The following is a 19,513-nucleotide window of genomic DNA, read 5'->3' as shown; positions in this document are numbered from 1 at the left end:
TGCAAAAACCCTCTCGCAAGGAGAGGGCCGATGAATCATTTATGTTTCGCTTTGAAGAGCTCCGTGTCTCCTGCGACGACGGCTGTACCTTCTGCCGGACGATCTGAAAGCACGAACTGATCGTGGTTCGTCACGATGATCGGTGTGATCGTCGATGGTGCATTCGCACGGATGTAGTCGAGGTCGAACTCGACGAGGACGTCGCCCGCCTTGACCTTGTCGCCCGCTTGGACGTGTGCCGTGAAGCCTTCCCCTTTGAGGTTGACCGTGTCGAGGCCGACGTGGATCAAAAGCTCGATCCCGTTCTCGCCCTTGAGGCCGATCGCGTGTTTCGTCGGGAAGATCGTTTCTACTGTCGCGTTCATCGGTGCGACGACTTTGCCTTCAGTCGGCTCGATCGCGATTCCGTCACCCATCATCTTCTGTGAGAAGACCTGGTCCGGCACGTTCTCGATGTTGACGATTTTACCTGTCAGAGCCGCTGCGATCTTGTCGTTTCCTGCGTCATTGCCACCAAACAATTTTTTAAAGAAACCCATGATACTATCCCTCTACTTTCTGTCCCCGATGCTTCCTCTGAAATCCAGAAAAAGATCGTCTTTTTTATTGGAGCGACCAGAGTGTGCATTCGCTCACGTTCTCACAAAAAGCATACGTTTGTGCCTCTGGTTTTGCAAGTCTTTTTGTGTGATAATGATTAGAAATCAGAAGGAGGCGCTTACATGTCGACATTTTCAGAAATTACATACGTACGGCCTGAAATGGCCAAACTAGAAGCATCCTTGAACGAAGCCATCACACGTTTGAAAAAAGCAGACCAGCTCGATGAGGCGAACGCTGCCATCAATGAGATTAATACCCTGCGGAACCATTTCGAAACTGCAAGCCAAATCGTCGAGATTCGCCATACGATCGATACACGCGACGCGTTCTACGAAGCGGAGCAAGGTTTCTTCGACGAGGCCGGTCCAATCTATCAAGGGTTCGTCACGAAATATTACGAGGCGCTGACGACGCATCCGCTTCGCGCGGAACTCGAAAAGGAATGGGGAACACAGCTCTTCCTCCTCGCCGAGGCGAGCCTGAAGACGTTCTCTGAGGAGATCATCCCGAAGTTGCAGGAAGAGAACCGGCTGTCGAGCGAGTACACGAAGCTGATGTCAGCAGCCCAGATCGAGTACGACGGCAAGACGCTCAACCTGTCGCAGTTCGGACCTTACCTGCAGTCTCCGGACCGCACTGTCCGCAAGTCGGCTTCTGAGGCCCGATACGGCTACTTGAAGGAGCATGGCGACGCAATCGATGCGATCTATGACAAGCTCGTCCGCGTCCGGACGGACATCGCGCACGCGCTCGGCTTCCCGACGTTCGTCGAGCTCGGATACGCCCGCATGCAGCGCGTCGACTACGACAAGGCGATGGTCGAGGCGTACCGCAAGCAAATCGAGGAGCGGATCGTCCCGCTCGCGTCGAAACTGAAGGAACGTCAGCAGAAGCGGATCGGCGTCGATTCCCTCTACTATTATGACGAGAGCTTCGCCTTCAAGACGGGCAACGCGACGCCTAAGGGCGAAGAGTCGTTCATCATCGAGGGCGGCAAGAAGATGTACCGCGAGATGTCGAAGGAGACGGACGAGTTCTTCAACTACATGATCGAACGCGGCGCACTCGACCTGACGGCGAAGCCCGGCAAAGCTGGCGGCGGATACTGCACATACGTCGCGGACGAGAAACTGCCGTTCATCTTCTCGAACTTCAACGGTACGGCCGGTGACATCGACGTCCTGACGCACGAAGTCGGTCATGCCTTCCAGGTGTACGAGAGCCGCCACTTCAGCGTCCCTGAGTACGGCTTCCCGACATACGAGGCGTGCGAGATCCACTCGATGTCGATGGAATACTTCGCATGGCCATGGATGGAGGAGTTCTTCGGTGACGAGACGGCGAAATACAAGTTCAACCACCTCGCCGGCGGCGTGACGTTCCTGCCATACGGCGTCGCGATCGACGAGTTCCAGCACCGGGTCTACGAGAAGCCCGAGATGACGGCTGAAGAACGCCGGAACACGTGGCGTGAAGTCGAGCGTAAGTACTTGCCGCACCGCAACTACGAGGAGAACGACTACCTCGAGAGCGGCGCATGGTGGCACCAGCAAGGCCACGTCTTCGGCAGCCCGTTCTACTATATCGACTACACGCTCGCGCAAGTCTGTGCGTTCCAGTTCTTCGCCTGGATGCAAGAGAACCGTGAAGAGGCGTGGAAGTCGTACCTCGACCTCTGCCAGGCAGGCGGATCGGAGAGCTTCCTCGCCCTCGTCAAACGCGCGGGTCTCAAGTCTCCGTTCGCAGAAGGCACGGTTGAAGAGGCAATCGCACAAGTCGAAGCTTACTTGAACCAGGTCGACGACGCAGAGCTCGATCGCGTCAAAGCCTGATCCGCACATGACAAAAAGGTCGACTTTCCGTCAGGGAAGGTCGACCTTTTGCCTTGCTGTTCAGTATCACGCTCTCGCAGCGACCCATCGTTCGAATTCCTCGACCGGGAGCGGCGGCGAATAATAGAAGCCTTGTCCGTATTCACAGGCGAGCTCCTTCAGGCTCTCCCCCTGTTCCGGCTGCTCGATCCCTTCCGCGACGACGTCATACTTGAGCGTGTGCGCGAGCTTGATGATCGTCGCGATCAGTGGCGCGTTCGAGCAGGCATCCTCGCCGCTGATGAACGAGCGGTCGATCTTCAGGCGCTGAATCGGCAGGCGGCTCAAGTAGGACAGCGAGGAATAGCCCGTTCCGAAGTCATCGATCGCAAGGCGGTACCCCATCGCGCTCAATTCGTTGAGCGCCTCGAAGACGCGGCTGTCGGAGAAGACACCGACGGATTCCGTGATCTCGATCTCAATCCGTTCCTCGATTCCCGGGTGCCGTTTCCGGATACTGTCGAGCAGATCGACGACGCGCCCGGAGACGAGCTCCTTGACGGACAGGTTCGCTGAGATCCGGAGATGATTGAGCGGTCCGTCTTCCCAGTCGAGCGCCTGTTTCGCCGTATGCTCGATCACCCAGATGCCGAGCTCCTCGATCAGCATCGAGCGCTCTGCAATCGGGATGAAGACGCCCGGGCTGATCATGCCGCGCTCAGGATGGAACCAGCGAAGGAGCGCTTCACATCCCTCGACCTCCCCCGTCTGCAGATTGATCTGCGGTTGATAGAAGAGCTTGAGTTCGTCGTGCTTGATCGCTTCCCTGAGTTCTGTCTCGAGGACGACCGATTCACGATATTCCTCGCTCATCCACGTCTCGAACCAGACCGGCGCCCCGTCCTGCTTTCGTTTCGCGTGTTGCATCGCGATATCGGCCGATGACAGGAGCGAAGTCACGGCGACGGCGTCGTCCGGATAGCGGATCATGCTCATGCTGATCGTCGCATTGATCCGTTCCTGACCGATCAGGTAAGGCAGCTCGATCTGATTCTTCAAGTCGGCATAGTCGACGATGCCCTGACGATAGACGAGGATCGCGAATTCATCTCCGCCGATTCGGGCAGCCGACGCGGTCCCGACGAAATAGCGGCGCAGGCGTCCGGCCATCTGGCGGAGCACCTCATCGCCGTAGGTGTGCCCATACATGTCGTTGATGCGGCGGAACTGACGGACACTGAGCGTGACGAGCTCGCCTGCTTCCGAACGGTTGACCGCGCTCGTCATCTTGCGCTCGAAGCCGTTCCTGTTCAACAGTCCGGTCAGACTGTCATAGAGGGCGAGTTGCGTGATTTTCTCCTCCCGCTTGATCTGGTCCGTCTCATCATGACACGTCAGGTAGAGCGCGACGCCGCTCTCACTGCGGGACGTGACATGGACGATGTTGACGAACATGTGACGTATCTCTTCCCCGAGCGTCATCTTGCAGCGGATTCTGCCGCTCCCCCCGTCGAGCGCCATTCGAAGCGCCTTGCGAAAACGATTGATGTCGGCAGGATGGATGAGTTCGTCGAGCTGCGGCAACTCACTCGTCCCGAGCAGCTCGATGATCCGCTCGTTCCCGCTGATCGGCAGGAAGTCGCTCGAGAGCGCCAGGATCGGGTCCGTGTTCTGAGAGAAGAGCGACTCGATCTCGGCCGTCTTCTGTTCGAGCTCGATCGTCTTCTGCTGATTGCGGTCGAGCAGGTTCGAGATGATCGTCGTCATCGTCCGGAAGGCTTGCGCGACCGGATAGAAATCATTTCGGTACGGCACGTCATAACTCGACGATTTCTGGCCTTCCGAGAAGTTCGTCGCCTCCGCCTTCAGCAAATGAAGATCGACGCGGAACGCCCGGAGGAGAAGCCATGTCAGCAGCATGAGCGACAGGATGATTCCCGTCGTCACGATGAACGAAATCCAGGCGTTCTTCGCTTCGGCCTGTCTCTCCGCCTCGATTTCAGCACGCGCCTGCTTGATTGCGCTGCCGAACAGGTTGTACATCGAGTACTGGTAATCGAGGGCGAACGTATCGAGCCGGCTGTATTGCCGCAAGTTCGGTGAACTGACATTAGCGTCGACCGTTTGGAGATAGCCGTAGATCTGATTCCGCATCTCGCTGACGCGGCGGTGTTTCAATTCCTCCGTTTTCGGGATGAAAGCATACAGCGCTTTAGCGAGCTGGTTGTTCTGGATGTTGATCTCTTCCCGCTTCTTTCGGATCTGGTCGATCTCCGTCGCTTCGAGCCGTCCGTTCACGTCCGCCTTGACGAAGGTCTGTCCCATCGAACCGAACAATTCCTCCATCAGGAACATGTTGCTGAAGAGGTTATAGTAGTCGCCCGTCTTTCGGCTGAAGCCGAGATGGTGGAACGTCAGGTCATTCTTGATATCGCCCGTGACGAGGAAAAAGCGCTCTGCGTCCTCTATCCCTTTCGTCTCGAGCGTCGCAAGGACGTTCAGGAAATCATCCTTGATCGGCCCGTCCGTCGCGTAGAAGTCTGTTTGTTCACGGATATATGGTGTTTGCGCGATGATGCGCTTCTCAAGCATGTCACTGATCGGAGAGGCGTTCGGATTGACTCGTTCATTCAGCACCGCATAGTGGTACCGCGAAGCAAGCGCCTCGTATTCGTTGATCTCATCGAGCACATGCAGCGCCTCGACCGACTTCCCAAGATTGATGCTTCCCTGCAGGTTCGTATACAGCTGCTGCGACGCGACGATCAACGCGACGATACCGAGGGTGAGGATCATCCTTGAGAACATCTTCCGATATGAGCGCTTGCGGAACGCTTCGATCATCTTCGTTGCCAGTAAGCGTCGCAAGATAGAGTCCTCCTAATAGTCGTTATGTCTATATATCGTCCAAAACGCTTGCCCTATGTAGTGAAAAGAGGTCAATAAAAAGCGTTTTTCCTCACCGAAATGGCGATTCCAAACGCTTTTCTACTCAATATTGGTAGTTTTCCCGCTTGACCTTCTTCGCGAAGTAGTCGATGATATCGCGACGACGGATGATTCCGATGAAATGTTTCGCGTCGTCCGTTACTGGTACGAAGTTCTGGTCCGTGATGACCTCGATCATCTCCTCCATCTGGGCAGTGATCGAGACGGGCTTGTAGCGTACCCGTTGTTTGATGTCCGTCAGTCGTGTCTGAAGGACCTGGTCGTATTCCGCGTGCTCGAGATTGTGCGCGATCGCCCACAGGAGATCTCCTTCGGTCATCGTCCCTGCGTAACGGCCTTTATCATCGACGAGCGGCACCGACGTGAAGCGATGGTGCTTCATCTTCTCGAGCGCCTGGCGAACCGTCGACTCGGGATCTAAGTATTTGACTTCATCTTTTGGCAACAAGAAAAAAGCGATATTCATGTTTGATTCCCTCCTAGTCACTCGTGTGACACCTCATTCATTTTACCATGAAACAGAAATGCCTTCATGTCTAGACTCATGAAATTCGATGGGATTTTACTCAACATTTACCTTTACCCGTCCGATATTCAGAATAGCCAGAATTCATACATTTCATTAGATGGGAGAATTTCATATGCGCCTTACGATTACCCGGCGTCTGTTCATCGGGCTGATTCTGTTGCCCGCCCTGACGCTCGGCGGATCGACGTGGTTCCAGTACCAGCAGACGAGCCAAACCGTCGAGAACCTCGTCGACTCTACTTCCGAGACTGCCCTCAAACAGCTCGAACAATCTTTTTCCCGCATCATCGATGACACGAAGAAGGATACGGCGCTCCTCGCCGGACTTCCGTTCGCCCGCGCAAAGGGCGATCTTCCACAGTATATGGACCAGACAGGAGAAGCAGCCCCTCCTATGCTCGAATCACAAAAAGCGAAGGATATCTACAGCGTACTCGAGAAGTACGGCTCTTCGAAAATCGAGAACTCTTACATACAGTACGCCGATACGGAAGGCGGATATTTGAACTGGCCGCAACAGGCCGTCGCGCCGGGCTATGACCCGCGCAAGGACGTCTGGTACGAACAGGCGCTCGAGACCTCGAGCACGGTGACGATGAGCGAGCCGTATTTCGATGAGGCGACGAAGCTCTCGATCATCAGCTTCTCGAAGGCGACGCTCGACGATCAGGCGAACATCAAAGGTGTCCTGTCGGTCTACAAGAGCGTCAGCCGCCTGTCCGAGGACATGAAACGGATCGAGATCGGCCAGAAGGGCTTCGTCTTCAGCTACACGAAGGACGGAAAAGTCGTCACGCACCCGGAGAAGGACTTCTTCTTCCAGAAACTCGATCAAATCAAATCGGATGGAAAAGCCTACTTCGAAACACCGAAGGCGATGCTCGAACAGGAATCCGGCTCCGCCATCATGGATGTCGGCGGCAAGAAATCCGTCGTCATCTGGCAGCTGTCGTCGAAGACAGGCTTCAAGCTCGCCGTCGTCCTCGACTATGCGTCGCTCTATGCGGCGAAAGATGCCATGCTGACGCAATCGCTGATCAACCTCGTCATCGCGCTCGCTCTCGCGTCGCTCGTCGCCTGGCTGATCGGACGCTCGATCAACCAGCCTTTGCTCGCGCTTCGCCGCGAGGCACTCGCCATCTCAAAAGGTGACCTCCGTTCCCGCCCGCGGAAGAAACGCTTCCTGCGTGACGAACTGACCGACCTCGCCGGCAACTTCGACGAGATGCGGGCGAAGCTCCGCCAGACGTTGAACGCGATGACGCATTCCGCGACGATCGTCCGCGACGCATCGCAGGACCTGTCGACGAACGCCGGACATGTCCAGAACGCTTCCGTTCAGATCGGCAACACGATGGAAGAGATCGCTGTCGCCGGCGAGACGCAGACGAAGCAGGCGGAACGTTCGGCGAACGCCGTCTACTCCGTCAAGGAACGGACGATCCAGATGAAGGAGCAGGCGGACGCGGCGCTGTCCGAGGTCGAATCCGTCGCGACGGCCGCGACGCGCGGCTCCTCATTGACGAAACGGACGATCGAGGAGCTTCTGCAGCACTCGCATTCGCTCGAAGGAGAAATCCAGAACACGTCCGATTTCCTCGGCCACCGCTCGGGCGAAATCGGCAAGATCCTCGTGACGCTCCAATCAATCGCGAGCCAGACGAACCTGCTCGCCTTGAACGCGGCAATCGAGGCGGCCCGGGTCGGAGAACAAGGCCGCGGTTTCGCCGTCGTCGCTTCCGAAGTCCGTAAACTCGCCGAGGAGAGCGACCAGTCCGCGAAACAGATCAAACAGCTGCTCGACAACATCCAGAGCGAGACGCAGACCGCGATGGATGCGATGAACGGCGTCATGGGTGACCTCCAGCAGTCGCTCGAGTCGGTCAAGACGGCCGGTGACGACTTCGAACATATCGCTGGATCCGTCCAGCACGTCTCCCGCCGGACCGAGGACTTGACGACGAACATCGCCGAGCTGACGGTCGCGACCGAGGACGTGTCTGAGGCGATGGGCACGATCCTCGCCTTGACGGAAGAAAACGCAGCGAGCGTCGAGACGAGTGCCGCGAGCATCCAGGAGACGAACGCGACGATCGAGGCCGTCACGGGTGCCGCGAAACACTTGGCAGATATCGCGACGCAACTCCACGCACTGACGACCGAGTTCGAACTTGACGAGGAGGAGGAGGCCCCTGCAGGACAAGAAGAACAGGAGGATGCTCCGCCGCTCGATCTCGTCGCGAGCACGATGCTCGACCCGGAAGAGGAACTAGCGCTCGAACAGCTCGAGACGGCGCAGGAACAACGCGAGCTCGTCTTCGATTCGTTTGACGCAGAAGAGAACGAACCGTCGATCCTCGACGAAGCAGCCGCTCCGGAAACGCCGGTCCATGAAGAAAAGGATGATCCGGCCGAACTGCCGGAAGACCCGAAATGATTTTTGAAGATGACATCCCGCCTCGCGCGCGATGTCATCTTTTTTTGTAATCGACGCGACCGGTGCAATTTAAGCCGAAACGTTCTAAACTGTATACAAAGATGCACACGAAAGGACTGAGACCGCTTGCCAGCTAAAGACTTCACCGACATCGAGATGATCGCTGAGACGCTCTTCGGGACGACAGGCTTCTTCGTCTCGTTCATGAAGGCAGACGGAAGTCTCCTTCACCTGACTCCCGAAGCGCCGAAGCATCCGAAGCAGACGGCGCTCGAGGAATCATGGCCTGTCGCAGAAGCGACACCGCTCCTCTATACGCTCGAGGACGGGACGGCCTATCTCTATCTCGCAGTCGAAAGGCTCGGACAGCTTCGAATCGGTCCAGCCCTGCTCCAGAGTGCCCTCTTCCGTGCCCATATCAAGAGTGAGGAAGCCCATCAATTCTATAAATCCCTGCCCCGGACGACCGAAGACCGGCTCGTCCAGTGCGCCCGCCTGACACATCGCCTGCTGAACGGGACACATATCGCGTCGAATGAAATCCGCCATGAATCTGAAGTCAGGCCGGAAGAGATCATTCCGGTCGAACGGACGGAGCCGGTCAGCGAGACGGCCTATCGCCGCGCCTGGCACCGCGAGCAACAGATCATCGACTGGATCGCCGGCGGTCAGAGCGAGCGCCTGGCGACGACGTATGCGCTACCCGCCTACGGCGAGTTCGGGACGCTCGCGCGCCGCGATCCGCTTCGGGCCGAGAAGAACCTGCTGCTCGGAACGATCCTGCTCGCCGCCCGGGCCGCCATCCGCGGCGGTGTCGAACCCGAGGATGCGTTCGCGCTCAGCGACCGGCTGATCCTCGAGATCGAGGAGGCGAAGACGATCTCCGCCCTGCGCAACCGTCACGTCCGGATCACCGTCGCCTTCGCGGAGGAGGTCAAGAAAATCCAGGCGATCGAGCATTCGCCGCACGTGCTCGCTGCGATTCGCTATATCCAGCATCACCTGTACGAACAGCTCTCGGTCTCCTCGATCAGCCAGGCGATCCACGTCTCGTCGAACTACCTGTCCGTCCTGTTCAAGGAGGAGACCGGCTTGCCGCTCGCCCGTTACGTCATCCGGGAGCGGATCCGCGAGGCGAAGCGGCTGCTCCGCTCGACGGACGACTCGCTGCTCGACATCTCGAACAAGCTCCACTTCTCGAGTCAAAGCCATTTCAGCCAGGCGTTCAAGCAGGTGTCGGGTGAGACGCCGACGCAGTATCGGCAACGGCAGCCACATTAGAAAGCGTCCGACAGGTTCTCCAGTCTAGAACCTGTCGGACGCTTTTTGTTCATCAAAAAAGGCGAAGCGCACCTGGAACGGATGCACTTCGCCTTGAATTCAGACATTCGGTTTTGCTTACGCTTCAGCCTGGACGAACAACGCGACACTCTCGACGTGCGTCGTGTGCGGGAACATATCGACCGGCGTCACTTCGACGAGGCGGTAGCCGAGTGATGCGAGAAGCTTCGCGTCACGCGCCTGCGTGCCGGCGTTGCATGAGACGTAGACGATACGCTTCGGTGCGACTTCCGCCGCTGCACGGAGGAATGCCTCGTCGCAGCCTTTACGCGGCGGATCGACGACGATGACGTCCGGCTTGATGCCGTTCTTGAGCATGGCCGGCATGATGTCTTCGGCTGCCCCGTACTCGAACGAGACGTTGTCGATGCCGTTCGCTTGCGCGTTGCGGCGCGCGTCATCGATCGCCTGCGGTACGATTTCGATACCATAGACGTGCTTCGCCTGCTTCGCGAGCGAGAGCGAGATCGTCCCGATGCCGCAGTAGGCGTCGACGACGACTTCGTCGCCTGTCAGCTGTGCGTATTCGATCGCCTTGCCGTAGAGCTTCTCGGTCTGGACCGGGTTGACCTGGAAGAACGAGTGCGGCGAGATCTCGAACGTCAGCCCTGCGATCTCATCCTTGATGACAGACGGGCCGTACAAGACGACGTTTCGCTTGCCGAGGATGACGTTCGTCTCGTCCGGGTTGATGTTTTGCTGGATCGACGTCACGTTCGGAACGGCTTTGCGGATCCGTTCGACGATCTGTTCGACGCCGCGCAGCTGCTTGACCTTCGTCACGAGGACGATCATCAATTCGTTCGTATGGTAGCCGTGGCGTGCCATGATGTGGCGGATGACACCGCTGTTCTTCTTCTCGTCATACGCCGGGACCTTGAGGTCTGCGAGCACCTGACGGACGGCCTGGACCGCTACGTCGTTCTCTTCGTTCTGGATCAGGCAGTAGTCCATGTCGATGATCTTATGGCTGCGCTTCTGGTAGAAGCCGGCCATCAGCTTGTTCGCCTGGAACGCGACCGGGACCTGCGCCTTGTTGCGGTAACGCCAAGGGTCTTCCATCCCGAGCGTCTCGTGGACCGGGATCTCGAGGCCTGCGAGGCGCTGGAACGCGTCGCGCACGCGAGCCTGCTTGAAGCGGAGCTCCGCGTCATACGACAAGTGCTGCAGCTGGCAACCGCCGCACTGCGTGTAGACCGGGCAAGGCGGCTCGACACGGTCTTCGCTCTTCTTCTTCAGACGGACGATGCGGGCGAACCCGTAGGACTTCGTCGTCTTCGTGATCTTGATTTTGACCTGTTCGGTCGGCAATGCGCCTTCGACGAAGATCGTATATCCGTCGATTCGCGCCACTCCCGCGCCTTCATGAGTCAGGTCGACGATGTCGACGACATGCTCCTCGTTCTTTTGTACTGGGATCATTTCATTTCCTCCTAAAAAACCTCGCGCCTTACGCGAGGTTCGCTTCTTCTTTCGCTAGCAGCTCATTGATTTTTTCCATCTCGTCGATGCGGAATCTCGGGGTAAGGACCTCGAAGTGCGAGCGGAGATTCGTCATCTCCCCTTCGCAGATGCCGCCGAACTCCCCGTCGATGTTGAGACTCATCTCAGACGTCTCCTTCATCCGGACGAACGACGTCGTGACGTGCTCGACGCACGGATCGTTGAAGTGCTCTCCGCGCAGCGCGAGGCGCATGACGCGGATCAGCTCGACGAGGTTGCACTTCTTCAGGATGAACAGATCGAAACGGCCGTCGTTGAGCGACGCATTCGGTGACAGCTTCTCGAATCCGCCGACCGAGTTCGTGTTCGACGTCAGGAACAGCATGACCTCGCCCTTGAACGTGCCGTGCTCATGTTCGAGCTCGACGTATGTCGGACGAATCAGCGGCAGCTTCTCCATCCCCTTGACGTAGTAGGCGAGCTGGCCGATCGCTGTCTTCAGCTTCGAGGGAACCTCGTACGACAGTTCAGTCATGATGCCGCCGCCTGCTATGTTGATGAAGTAGTGCGTGCCGCTCGCGCCTTCGATCTTGCCGATGTCGACCGGCATGACGTGGCCCGTGCAGATGACGTCCATCGCACCTTCGATCGTCAGCGGAATCCGCATCGCACGCCCGAAGTCGTTCGTCGTCCCGACCGGCAACACGCCGAGTCGCGGACGTTTCGCGTACGGCGCCATGCCGCTGATGACTTCGTTGAGCGTACCGTCACCGCCCGCAGCGACGACGAGGTCGAATCCTGCCTCGCAGGCCCGTGCCGCTTCAAATGTCGCATCCCCGACAGCTTTCGTCGAGTAGACGGACGTCTCGTATCCTGCTCCTTCGAGCCGGTCCAATATATAGGGTAGATTACGCTTTACCATCTCTTTACCCGAAGTCGGGTTGTAGATCACGCGCGCTCTCGGTCTCATAAGTGTATTCTCCTTTTTGCGTCTCCGTTCGATTCTTCATTAACTGTTCTATTTTACACAAAGTTCATGAACAATACAAAGGGCAAAAAAAAGAGAGGGGACCCCCCTCTCATGAAACGGATCAGCGCTTCGCGAGCTCGTCGTAGAACAACTCGTCGAGCAGCGTCGGGTTCGCCATCCCCTTCGTCTTCTTCATCACTTGGCCGATGACGAAGCCTTTCTTGCGGTCGCGACCGCCTTTGAGCTCCTCGACCACCTCCGGGTGTGCATCGAACGACTCGTTGATCAAGCCGCGGAGCAAGCCTTCGTCAGAAATCTGAGCAAGACCTTTCTCCTCGACATAAGCAGCCGGATCGACACCTTCGTCGATGATCGCCTGGAAGACCTGCTTCGCGATCTTCGACGAGATCGTCCCGTCCGAGATCAGACCGATCAGGGCCGTCAGCTTGACAGGCGTCAGCTTGAGCGTCTCGAACGTGTCGTCCGATTTGTTCAAGTGGCCTTGCACCTCACCCATCGTCCAGTTCGCTGCCGCTTTCGCGTCCGCGCCTTCGGCGACGACCGCTTCGAAGTACTCGGCCGTCTCGCGCGTCGTCGTCAGGATCTTCGCATCGTACGGCGACAGACCGAACGCTTCCTGATAGCGGACGCGACGTGCGTCCGGAAGTTCCGGGATGCCGGCGCGGATCGCTTCCTTCCAGTCGTTGTCGAGGACGAGCTTGACGAGGTCAGGCTCCGGGAAGTAGCGGTAGTCGGACGCGCCTTCCTTGACGCGCATGAGGACGGTCTTCTTGCCTGCTTCGTCGAAGCGGAGCGTCTCCTGGCGCATGACGCCGCCGGACAGCAAGAGCTTGCGGTGGCGGTCCTCTTCATATTCGAGACCCTTCAGGACGTTCCCGAACGAGTTCAGGTTCTTCAGCTCGGTCTTCGTGCCGAACTTCTCCTGTCCGTATGGACGGACCGAGATGTTGCAGTCGCAACGGAGCGAACCCTCCTCCATCTTGACGTCCGAGATGTCTGCGTACTGGAGGACTTCCTTCAAACGTTCGAGGTAGGCGACCGCCTCTTTCGGTGAGCGCATGTCCGCCTCACTGACGATCTCGATCAGCGGTGAGCCCGTCCGGTTGAAGTCGACGACCGAATGGTTCTCGCCCGTATGGTTCATCTTGCCCGCATCCTCCTCGAGATGGACTCGCTCGATACGGAAGCGTTTCGTCACGCCGTCGACCTCGGCGTCGATGTAGCCGTCGAATCCGATCGGCTTGTCGAACTGCGAGATTTGATACGCTTTCGGCGTGTCCGGATAGAAGTAGTTCTTCCGGTCGAATTTCGTCTCGTCCGCGACCTGGCAGTTCAGTGCCATCGCCGCACGGACCGCGAGCTCGACCGCCTTCTCGTTGAGCGTCGGCAGGACACCCGGATGACCGAGGCAAATCGGGCATGTCTGCGTATTCGTCTCTGCGCCGTATTCGCGCGAGCAGCCGCAGAAGATTTTCGTGTTCGTTTTCAATTCGGCGTGGACCTCGATGCCGATGACCGTTTCAAAGTTCATCTTGAAACCTCCTCAAAGCTTCGGAAGCTGGAATCCGCCTGTCGCAAGCTCGAATGCATGAGCCGCGCGGAGGATCGTCGCTTCGTCAAAGTGTTTCCCGATGATTTGGAGACCGACCGGGAGTCCGTCGACAAGACCTGCCGGGACCGAGATCGCAGGTACGCCCGCGAGGTTGATCGGAATCGTCAGGATGTCGTTGACGTACATCGTCACCGGATCATCGATCTGCGCGCCGAGCGCGAACGCTGGCGACGGTGCAGTCGGTCCGACGATGACGTCGTATTTCGAAAGGACGTCGTCGAAGTCCTTCTTGATGAGCGTGCGTGCCTGTTGCGCCTTCTTGTAGTAGGCATCGTAGTAGCCTGAGCTGAGGGCGTATGTCCCGAGCATGATCCGGCGCTTGACCTCGTCACCGAAGCCTTGCGCGCGTGACAGCTTGAAGACGTCCTCGAGGTTCTCGGCCTCGGCGCGGACGCCGTAGCGGATGCCGTCGAAGCGGGCGAGGTTCGCCGACGCTTCAGATGATGCGAGGAGGTAGTATGTCGCAAGCGCATATTTCGAATGCGGGAGCGATACTTCGTCGACCGTCGCGCCTAGCGACTCGAGCTTCGCGATCGCCGCCCTGATGTTTTCTTTGACGCCTTCCGTGACGCCTTCACCGAAGTATTCCTTCGGCACGGCGATCTTCAGACCTTTGATGTCGCCAGTCAGCGCCTTCGTGTAATCCGTCGGCTCGACGTTCGCGGACGTCGAGTCCATGTCGCAGTGTCCTGCGATCGCACTGAGGACGTAAGCGTTGTCCTCGACCGTACGCGTCAGCGGACCGATCTGGTCGAGCGACGACGCGAACGCGACGAGCCCGAAACGCGAGACGAGACCGTACGTCGGCTTCATCCCGACGACACCGCAGTACGCTGCAGGCTGACGGATCGAGCCGCCCGTGTCGGAGCCGAGGCTGAACAGGACTTCTCCTGCTGCGACCGCGGCAGCAGAACCGCCTGACGAACCGCCCGGCACGTGTTTCGTGTTCCACGGGTTGCGGACCGGTTTGAACGACGAGTTCTCGTTCGACGAGCCCATCGCGAACTCATCCATGTTGAGTTTCCCGATCGTCACGGCACCCGCTTCATGCAGACGCTCGACGACCGTCGCGTCGTGCGCCGGGACGAAGTTCGACAGGAACTGTGAGCCGCACGTCGTCGTCATCCCTTTCGTGACGATGTTGTCCTTGACGCCGACCGGGAGGCCGAACAGCGGGTTGCCTTCGCTCTTCGCGAGATCATCCATCCGCTTCGCCTGCTCGAATGCATCCTCGTTGAGGGCGAGGAACGCGCCGATTTTCCCGTCGACCTTGTCGATCCGGTCGAAGGATTCCTTGACCAGTTCAGATACCTTCACTTCCCCATCCTTGACGAGGGTATGAAGCTTTTTTACGCCATGTTCGAAAAGCGACATGTCCGTTTCCTCCTTATTCGAACACTGCCGGGACGCGGACTTGTCCGTCTTCCCAGTCAGGTGCGAGTCGTTCTACTTCCGAGCGCGGAAGCGATGGTTTCACTTCGTCCTTCCGCAGGACGTTCTTTAGATCAAGGACGTGCGTCGTCGGTTCGACGCCAGTCGTATCCAGTTCATTCAGCTGTTCCGCGAACTCGAGGATCTTCTCGAGCTGCTCCGTGAATTGTTTCACTTCTCCATCTGTCACGGCAAGGCGTGCCAAATGCGCCACGTGGCGGACTTGTTCCTCATTGATCGTTGCCATGTCATTCCACCTCCGAAAACTCTATATGAGATAATCACACTATTTTTTATCATAACACCTTTTCCAGACACAAAAAAGACGAGGACGTCGGGAGAATACCAACATATTGTCCTTCCTACGCAACGACTCCCTTCAAATCATCCCTGCGCATGACCGAAAACGTGTCAGGCGCACTTCCTGCATCCGAAAAAAAGGACATCCACGCCCCACGTGGATGTCCGAATGAGTCACACGACTTTCCGTTCCTGTCGTGTCCCTTTCAATTGTTCCTGTACTTCATCGAACTCGCGGTAAATCGCAGCGGATGGTTCGCTCGTAAGCAAGCTTCCCGCGAAAAGCGCGATCGTCGAGGCGATGAATGCCGGCACCATCTCATAGAGGCCGGAGACATACGTCGGCAGGCCGTCGACCGTCTTGACGAGGACGATCCAGCCGATCGTCACGAGCGCACCCGTCACGATCGAAGCAAGCGCGCCCACCTTGTTCATCCGGCGCCAGAGCAGGCTGAACAGGACGACCGGTCCGAACGCGGCACCGAATCCTGCCCACGCATACCCGACGAGCGTCAGGATCGATTCTTGCGCACCGAACGACAGCGCGATCGCAAGGAGGGCGACGCCGAGCACCATGATGCGCCCGACGAGCATCAGCTCCTTATCGCTCGCGTTGCGCTTGAAGAAGCGCTGGTAGAAGTCATTCGTCGCAGCGCTCGACGAGACGAGCAGCTGCGTCGAGATCGTCGACATGATCGCTGCGAGCAGTGCCGCGAGCAAGAGTCCTGTGATGAAGCCCGGGAACAGGTCGCGCGACAGCTGAATGAAGACGTTCTCCGGGTTTTTGAGCTCAGAGGACAACTGCGTGTAGTACGAGAAGCCGACGAGTCCCGTGATCATCGCACCGACGATCGAGAACGTCATCCAGATCATCCCTACGCGGCGTGCTGCCTTCATCTCATGCAGCGATCGGATCGCCATGAAGCGGACGATGATGTGCGGCTGGCCGAAGTAGCCGAGCCCCCATGCGAGAAGCGAGATGATGCCGATGAACGACGTCCCCTTCCACATGTCGAGCATCGTCGCGTCCGTCGTCCGGATCGTCTCGAGCGATCCGTTGATGCCGCCGCTGAGCGAGATCGTCACGGCCGGTACGAGCAGGAGCGCGATGACCATGATCATCCCCTGCACGACGTCCGTCCAGCTGACGGCAAGGAAACCGCCGAGGAAGACGTAGAGGATGACGACGCCTGCTAAAATCCAGAGCCCCGTCGTATACTCGAGTCCGAAGACCGCCTCGAACAGACGGCCGCCGGCGACGAAGCCGCTTGAAGCGTACATTGTAAAGAATATTAAGATAACTCCGGCTGAGACTGTACGCAACACGCCGCTTTCATCATGGAACCGTTTTTCGAAATAGTCCGGGATCGTGATCGCGTCGCGCGCGTGCGCCGTGTAGGCACGAAGGCGCGGAGCGACGAGCAGCCAGTTGGCATAGGCGCCGAGCAGCAGGCCGATGACGATCCAGCCGCTTGAGATGCCGGACGCGAACATCGCACCAGGCAGACCCATCAGGAGCCATCCGCTCATATCACTCGCCCCGGCAGACAGCGCCGTGACGACCGGACCGATCGTCCGTCCACCAAGCATGTAGTCATTCATGTTCTTCGTTCTGTAATACGCCATCACACCGAGGCCGACCATCAGGCCGAGGTAGAGGAGTATCGCTAACCACATACTGTTCAATCTCATTTCCCCCTCTTGCTTCTCTTATTGATTTAGAAAAAACGGGCATACGGTGAGGTATGCCCGGTTGATCTCAAAACATTTCCGAAGTCGTCTTCGCTTGAAGGTGGAGCGTCAAATAGTCCGGTCCGCCCGCTTTCGAGTCAGTCCCTGACATGTTGAAGCCGCCGAACGGCTGGTAGCCGACGATTGCGCCCGTGCAGCCGCGGTTGAAGTAGAGGTTTCCGACGTGGAAGTTCTTCCGCGCGTACTCCTGGTTCATCCGGTCCTGCGTGATGACTGCGCCCGTCAAGCCGTATTCCGTGTTGTTCGCGATGTCGATCGCTTCCTTGAAGTCCTTCGCCTTCGTAAAGGCGACGACCGGTCCGAAGATTTCCTCTTGCATGAGGCGATCCGTCGGTGCGACGTCCGCGACGACTGTCGGTGCGACGAAGAATCCAGTCGAATCATCCGCTGTACCGCCTGCGACGATGCGTCCTTCTTCCTTCGCGACATCGAAGTACGATGTGATTTTCTTGAAGGCAGAAGCATCGATGACCGGTCCGACGTTGTTCGAGACGTCAGTCGGGTTACCCATGCTGAGCTTGCCCGTCTTCTCGACGACTTTCTCGAGGAGCTCGTCGTAGACCGACTCGAGCGCGACGACACGTGAACACGCCGAACACTTCTGACCCGAGAAGCCGAATGCCGCCTTCGTGATCATCTCTGCCGCGTACTCGAGGTCAGCCGACTCGTCGATGACCATCGTGTCCTTGCCGCCCATCTCTGCGATGACGCGTTTGAGCCAGATTTGGCCGTCATTCAGCTTCGAAGCGCGCTCGTTGATGCGTAGACCGACGTCGCGTGAGCCTGTGAAGCTGATGAAGCGTGTCTTCGGGTGGTCGACGAGGTAGTCGCCTACTTCTGAGCCCGGTCCCGGGATGAAGTTGAGGACGCCAGCCGGAAGGCCCGCCTCTTCCATCACTTCGACGAATTTCGCCGCGACGACCGGTGTCGTCGAAGCTGGTTTGAGCAGGATCGTGTTCCCTGCGACGATCGCTGCGACAGCAGTACCTGCCATGATCGCGAGCGGGAAGTTCCATGGTGAGATGATGACACCGACGCCGAGCGGGATGTAATCATAACGGTTGTACTCGCCCGGACGGCTTTCGACCTTCTTGCCGTCTTTGAGCTCGAGCATCTGACGTGCGTAGTACTCGAGGAAATCGATCGCTTCCGCCGTGTCCGCGTCCGCTTCGTTCCAAGGCTTGCCCGCTTCCTTGACGAGGTAGCCCGAGAACTCGTGCTTGCGCTTGCGGATGATATTCGCCGCTTTGAACAGGACGTCCGCGCGAACGGCCGGATCGACGAACTTCCATGTGTCGAATGCCTTGAGTGCAGCTTGCATCGCCTGCTCCGCGTGCTCCTGTGTCGCCTTCGAGACGCGCCCGACGATCTCTTCTTTGTTTGCCGGGTTGTACGACGTGATCTTGCTCTCCGTCGTCACGCGTTCGCCGCCGATGACGAGCGGATAGTCTTTCCCGAGTTCCCCTGTCACAAGTTGAAGCGCCTCTTCGAACGCTTTCTTGTTTGCCTCTTGCGAGAAGTCCGTGAATGGTTCGTGTTTGTACGGAATCATCTCAATTCCCCCTTTGCTGACCTATGATCGCTTACATTCTCCATTGTACCGAAGGCAGGGGCACGCGCGCAATTGTTCCTGTGATTTTCAACACCTTACATTTTTCGAGAAAAAAGGCTGCCCCGCGTTTCGGGACAGCCGATCGTTCATTTCGCCTGACTGAAGATGATTTCTTCATTATGGACCGATACGCTGACATCCTCACCCTGGAAGAGCCATTCATCCTGGTCGGAGACGGCGAAGCGGATGCCGTCGACGACTTCCTCCGCGACCGGACGCGGGACGTCCTCCATGTGGACGCCGACCGAGAATCCCTGTGTCAGGTCGGTCGAACCGCCGTATTTGGCGAAGAAACGGATCGTATCCCCTGCCTGTGCGCCCATCTCGTCTTTAAAATAGCGTAATGCCTCTTCTGTGATCTTGATTTTCATCTTTCCCACTGCTACTAAAAACATATACGAACGTGTTCACGTCCTGTCTTAGATAAGTTCCTGCTTCGTCCTATGTCTCTCCTGTGAGAGTTTTCTCCATAGTCCACAGGCGTAGATTCCGATGTAGCCCACCGTATTTGAAGCCGTATATGTTGCGTTGTATTACCAGCAGTTACTCTCCCTTTTTTACACCAACACCGTGTATTCTTTTGAGTTCTGTAAGTTGATCGCTGCGTTCAAATCTCGGTCTAGGCTGTTTCCGCAGTTTTCACAGTCGTACGTTCTTACATGCAGGGGCATTTTCTTTCTGGATCCGCAAGACGAACACATT

15 protein-coding genes are annotated in these 19,513 nt (G+C 57.6%); 3 read left to right on the top strand and 12 right to left on the bottom strand.

Annotation, left to right across the window (positions count from 1 at the left end):
* Positions 1–35: 35 nt before the first annotated feature.
* The gene (locus DFG60_RS01835; RefSeq protein ID WP_114570035.1) at positions 36–539 is read right to left on the bottom strand and encodes a PTS sugar transporter subunit IIA; all 504 of its coding nucleotides are present in this window, start codon (positions 537–539) and stop codon (positions 36–38) included.
* 183 nt (positions 540–722) lie between these two features.
* Between DFG60_RS01835 and DFG60_RS01830 the strand changes: the two genes are divergently transcribed.
* Positions 723–2,435 carry a M3 family oligoendopeptidase gene (locus DFG60_RS01830; protein ID WP_114570034.1) on the top strand — a complete coding sequence of 571 codons (1,713 nt, stop codon included), beginning with the start codon at positions 723–725 and terminating at the stop codon, positions 2,433–2,435.
* Positions 2,436–2,501: 66 nt separating this feature from the next.
* Here DFG60_RS01830 and DFG60_RS01825 read toward each other — a convergent pair whose 3' ends face one another.
* Positions 2,502–5,282 (bottom strand): putative bifunctional diguanylate cyclase/phosphodiesterase, encoded by a 2,781-nt coding sequence (locus DFG60_RS01825; RefSeq protein WP_232818590.1) that lies wholly within the window; start codon positions 5,280–5,282, stop codon positions 2,502–2,504.
* A gap of 124 nt (positions 5,283–5,406) precedes the next feature.
* Entirely contained in the window at positions 5,407–5,829 is a 423-nt protein-coding gene (locus DFG60_RS01820) for a CBS domain-containing protein (protein WP_114570032.1), read from the bottom strand.
* 175 nt (positions 5,830–6,004) lie between these two features.
* Between DFG60_RS01820 and DFG60_RS01815 the strand changes: the two genes are divergently transcribed.
* A complete protein-coding gene (locus DFG60_RS01815) occupies positions 6,005–8,329 on the top strand; it encodes a methyl-accepting chemotaxis protein (RefSeq protein WP_114570031.1) in 2,325 nt (774 codons plus the stop codon).
* Positions 8,330–8,455: 126 nt separating this feature from the next.
* A complete protein-coding gene (locus DFG60_RS01810) occupies positions 8,456–9,610 on the top strand; it encodes a helix-turn-helix domain-containing protein (RefSeq protein WP_232818589.1) in 1,155 nt (384 codons plus the stop codon).
* Positions 9,611–9,727: 117 nt separating this feature from the next.
* Here DFG60_RS01810 and rlmD read toward each other — a convergent pair whose 3' ends face one another.
* The 9 genes from rlmD to DFG60_RS13845 form a co-directional block, all read right to left on the bottom strand.
* A complete protein-coding gene (gene rlmD / locus DFG60_RS01805; protein WP_114570030.1) occupies positions 9,728–11,092 on the bottom strand; it encodes a 23S rRNA (uracil(1939)-C(5))-methyltransferase RlmD in 1,365 nt (454 codons plus the stop codon).
* A 28-nt stretch (positions 11,093–11,120) separates the two neighbouring features.
* Complete coding sequence (locus tag DFG60_RS01800) at positions 11,121–12,083, bottom strand: diacylglycerol kinase (RefSeq protein WP_114570029.1); 963 nt, start codon at positions 12,081–12,083, stop codon at positions 11,121–11,123.
* A 121-nt stretch (positions 12,084–12,204) separates the two neighbouring features.
* Positions 12,205–13,635, bottom strand: a complete 1,431-nt coding sequence (gene gatB / locus DFG60_RS01795; protein WP_114570028.1) for an Asp-tRNA(Asn)/Glu-tRNA(Gln) amidotransferase subunit GatB — start codon at positions 13,633–13,635, stop codon at positions 12,205–12,207.
* Between the two features lie 12 nt (positions 13,636–13,647).
* Positions 13,648–15,090, bottom strand: a complete 1,443-nt coding sequence (gene gatA, locus DFG60_RS01790) for an Asp-tRNA(Asn)/Glu-tRNA(Gln) amidotransferase subunit GatA (RefSeq protein ID WP_114570027.1) — start codon at positions 15,088–15,090, stop codon at positions 13,648–13,650.
* A gap of 13 nt (positions 15,091–15,103) precedes the next feature.
* Entirely contained in the window at positions 15,104–15,394 is a 291-nt protein-coding gene (gene gatC, locus DFG60_RS01785) for an Asp-tRNA(Asn)/Glu-tRNA(Gln) amidotransferase subunit GatC (protein WP_114570026.1), read from the bottom strand.
* Between the two features lie 227 nt (positions 15,395–15,621).
* Positions 15,622–17,139 (bottom strand): sodium/proline symporter PutP, encoded by a 1,518-nt coding sequence (gene putP / locus DFG60_RS01780; RefSeq protein ID WP_269801282.1) that lies wholly within the window; start codon positions 17,137–17,139, stop codon positions 15,622–15,624.
* A gap of 67 nt (positions 17,140–17,206) precedes the next feature.
* The gene (gene pruA, locus DFG60_RS01775; RefSeq protein WP_114570024.1) at positions 17,207–18,751 is read right to left on the bottom strand and encodes an L-glutamate gamma-semialdehyde dehydrogenase; all 1,545 of its coding nucleotides are present in this window, start codon (positions 18,749–18,751) and stop codon (positions 17,207–17,209) included.
* Between the two features lie 146 nt (positions 18,752–18,897).
* Positions 18,898–19,182: a HesB/YadR/YfhF family protein gene (locus DFG60_RS01770; protein ID WP_114570306.1), complete on the bottom strand. Its 285-nt coding sequence runs from the start codon at positions 19,180–19,182 to the stop codon at positions 18,898–18,900.
* A 186-nt stretch (positions 19,183–19,368) separates the two neighbouring features.
* Entirely contained in the window at positions 19,369–19,512 is a 144-nt protein-coding gene (locus tag DFG60_RS13845) for a zinc ribbon domain-containing protein (protein WP_114570023.1), read from the bottom strand.
* Position 19,513: the final 1 nt, after the last annotated feature.

The sequence above is a fragment of the Exiguobacterium flavidum genome (genome assembly GCF_003344535.1).
Classification (GTDB): domain Bacteria; phylum Bacillota; class Bacilli; order Exiguobacteriales; family Exiguobacteriaceae; genus Exiguobacterium_A; species Exiguobacterium_A flavidum.
Note: the sequence above shows the minus strand (reverse complement) of the source record. Positions and strands in the feature narration are given on the sequence as shown.

Coding starts and splice junctions, on each gene's coding strand:
- DFG60_RS01835 (WP_114570035.1), bottom strand. CDS start 539: ATGGGTTTCTTTAAAAAATTGTTTGGTGGCAATGACGCAGGAAACGAC.
- DFG60_RS01830 (WP_114570034.1), top strand. CDS start 723: ATGTCGACATTTTCAGAAATTACATACGTACGGCCTGAAATGGCCAAA.
- DFG60_RS01820 (WP_114570032.1), bottom strand. CDS start 5,829: ATGAATATCGCTTTTTTCTTGTTGCCAAAAGATGAAGTCAAATACTTA.
- DFG60_RS01815 (WP_114570031.1), top strand. CDS start 6,005: ATGCGCCTTACGATTACCCGGCGTCTGTTCATCGGGCTGATTCTGTTG.
- rlmD (WP_114570030.1), bottom strand. CDS start 11,092: ATGATCCCAGTACAAAAGAACGAGGAGCATGTCGTCGACATCGTCGAC.
- DFG60_RS01800 (WP_114570029.1), bottom strand. CDS start 12,083: ATGAGACCGAGAGCGCGCGTGATCTACAACCCGACTTCGGGTAAAGAG.
- gatB (WP_114570028.1), bottom strand. CDS start 13,635: ATGAACTTTGAAACGGTCATCGGCATCGAGGTCCACGCCGAATTGAAA.
- gatA (WP_114570027.1), bottom strand. CDS start 15,090: ATGTCGCTTTTCGAACATGGCGTAAAAAAGCTTCATACCCTCGTCAAG.
- gatC (WP_114570026.1), bottom strand. CDS start 15,394: ATGGCAACGATCAATGAGGAACAAGTCCGCCACGTGGCGCATTTGGCA.
- putP (WP_269801282.1), bottom strand. CDS start 17,139: ATGAGATTGAACAGTATGTGGTTAGCGATACTCCTCTACCTCGGCCTG.
- pruA (WP_114570024.1), bottom strand. CDS start 18,751: ATGATTCCGTACAAACACGAACCATTCACGGACTTCTCGCAAGAGGCA.
- DFG60_RS01770 (WP_114570306.1), bottom strand. CDS start 19,182: ATGAAAATCAAGATCACAGAAGAGGCATTACGCTATTTTAAAGACGAG.
- DFG60_RS13845 (WP_114570023.1), bottom strand. CDS start 19,512: ATGTGTTCGTCTTGCGGATCCAGAAAGAAAATGCCCCTGCATGTAAGA.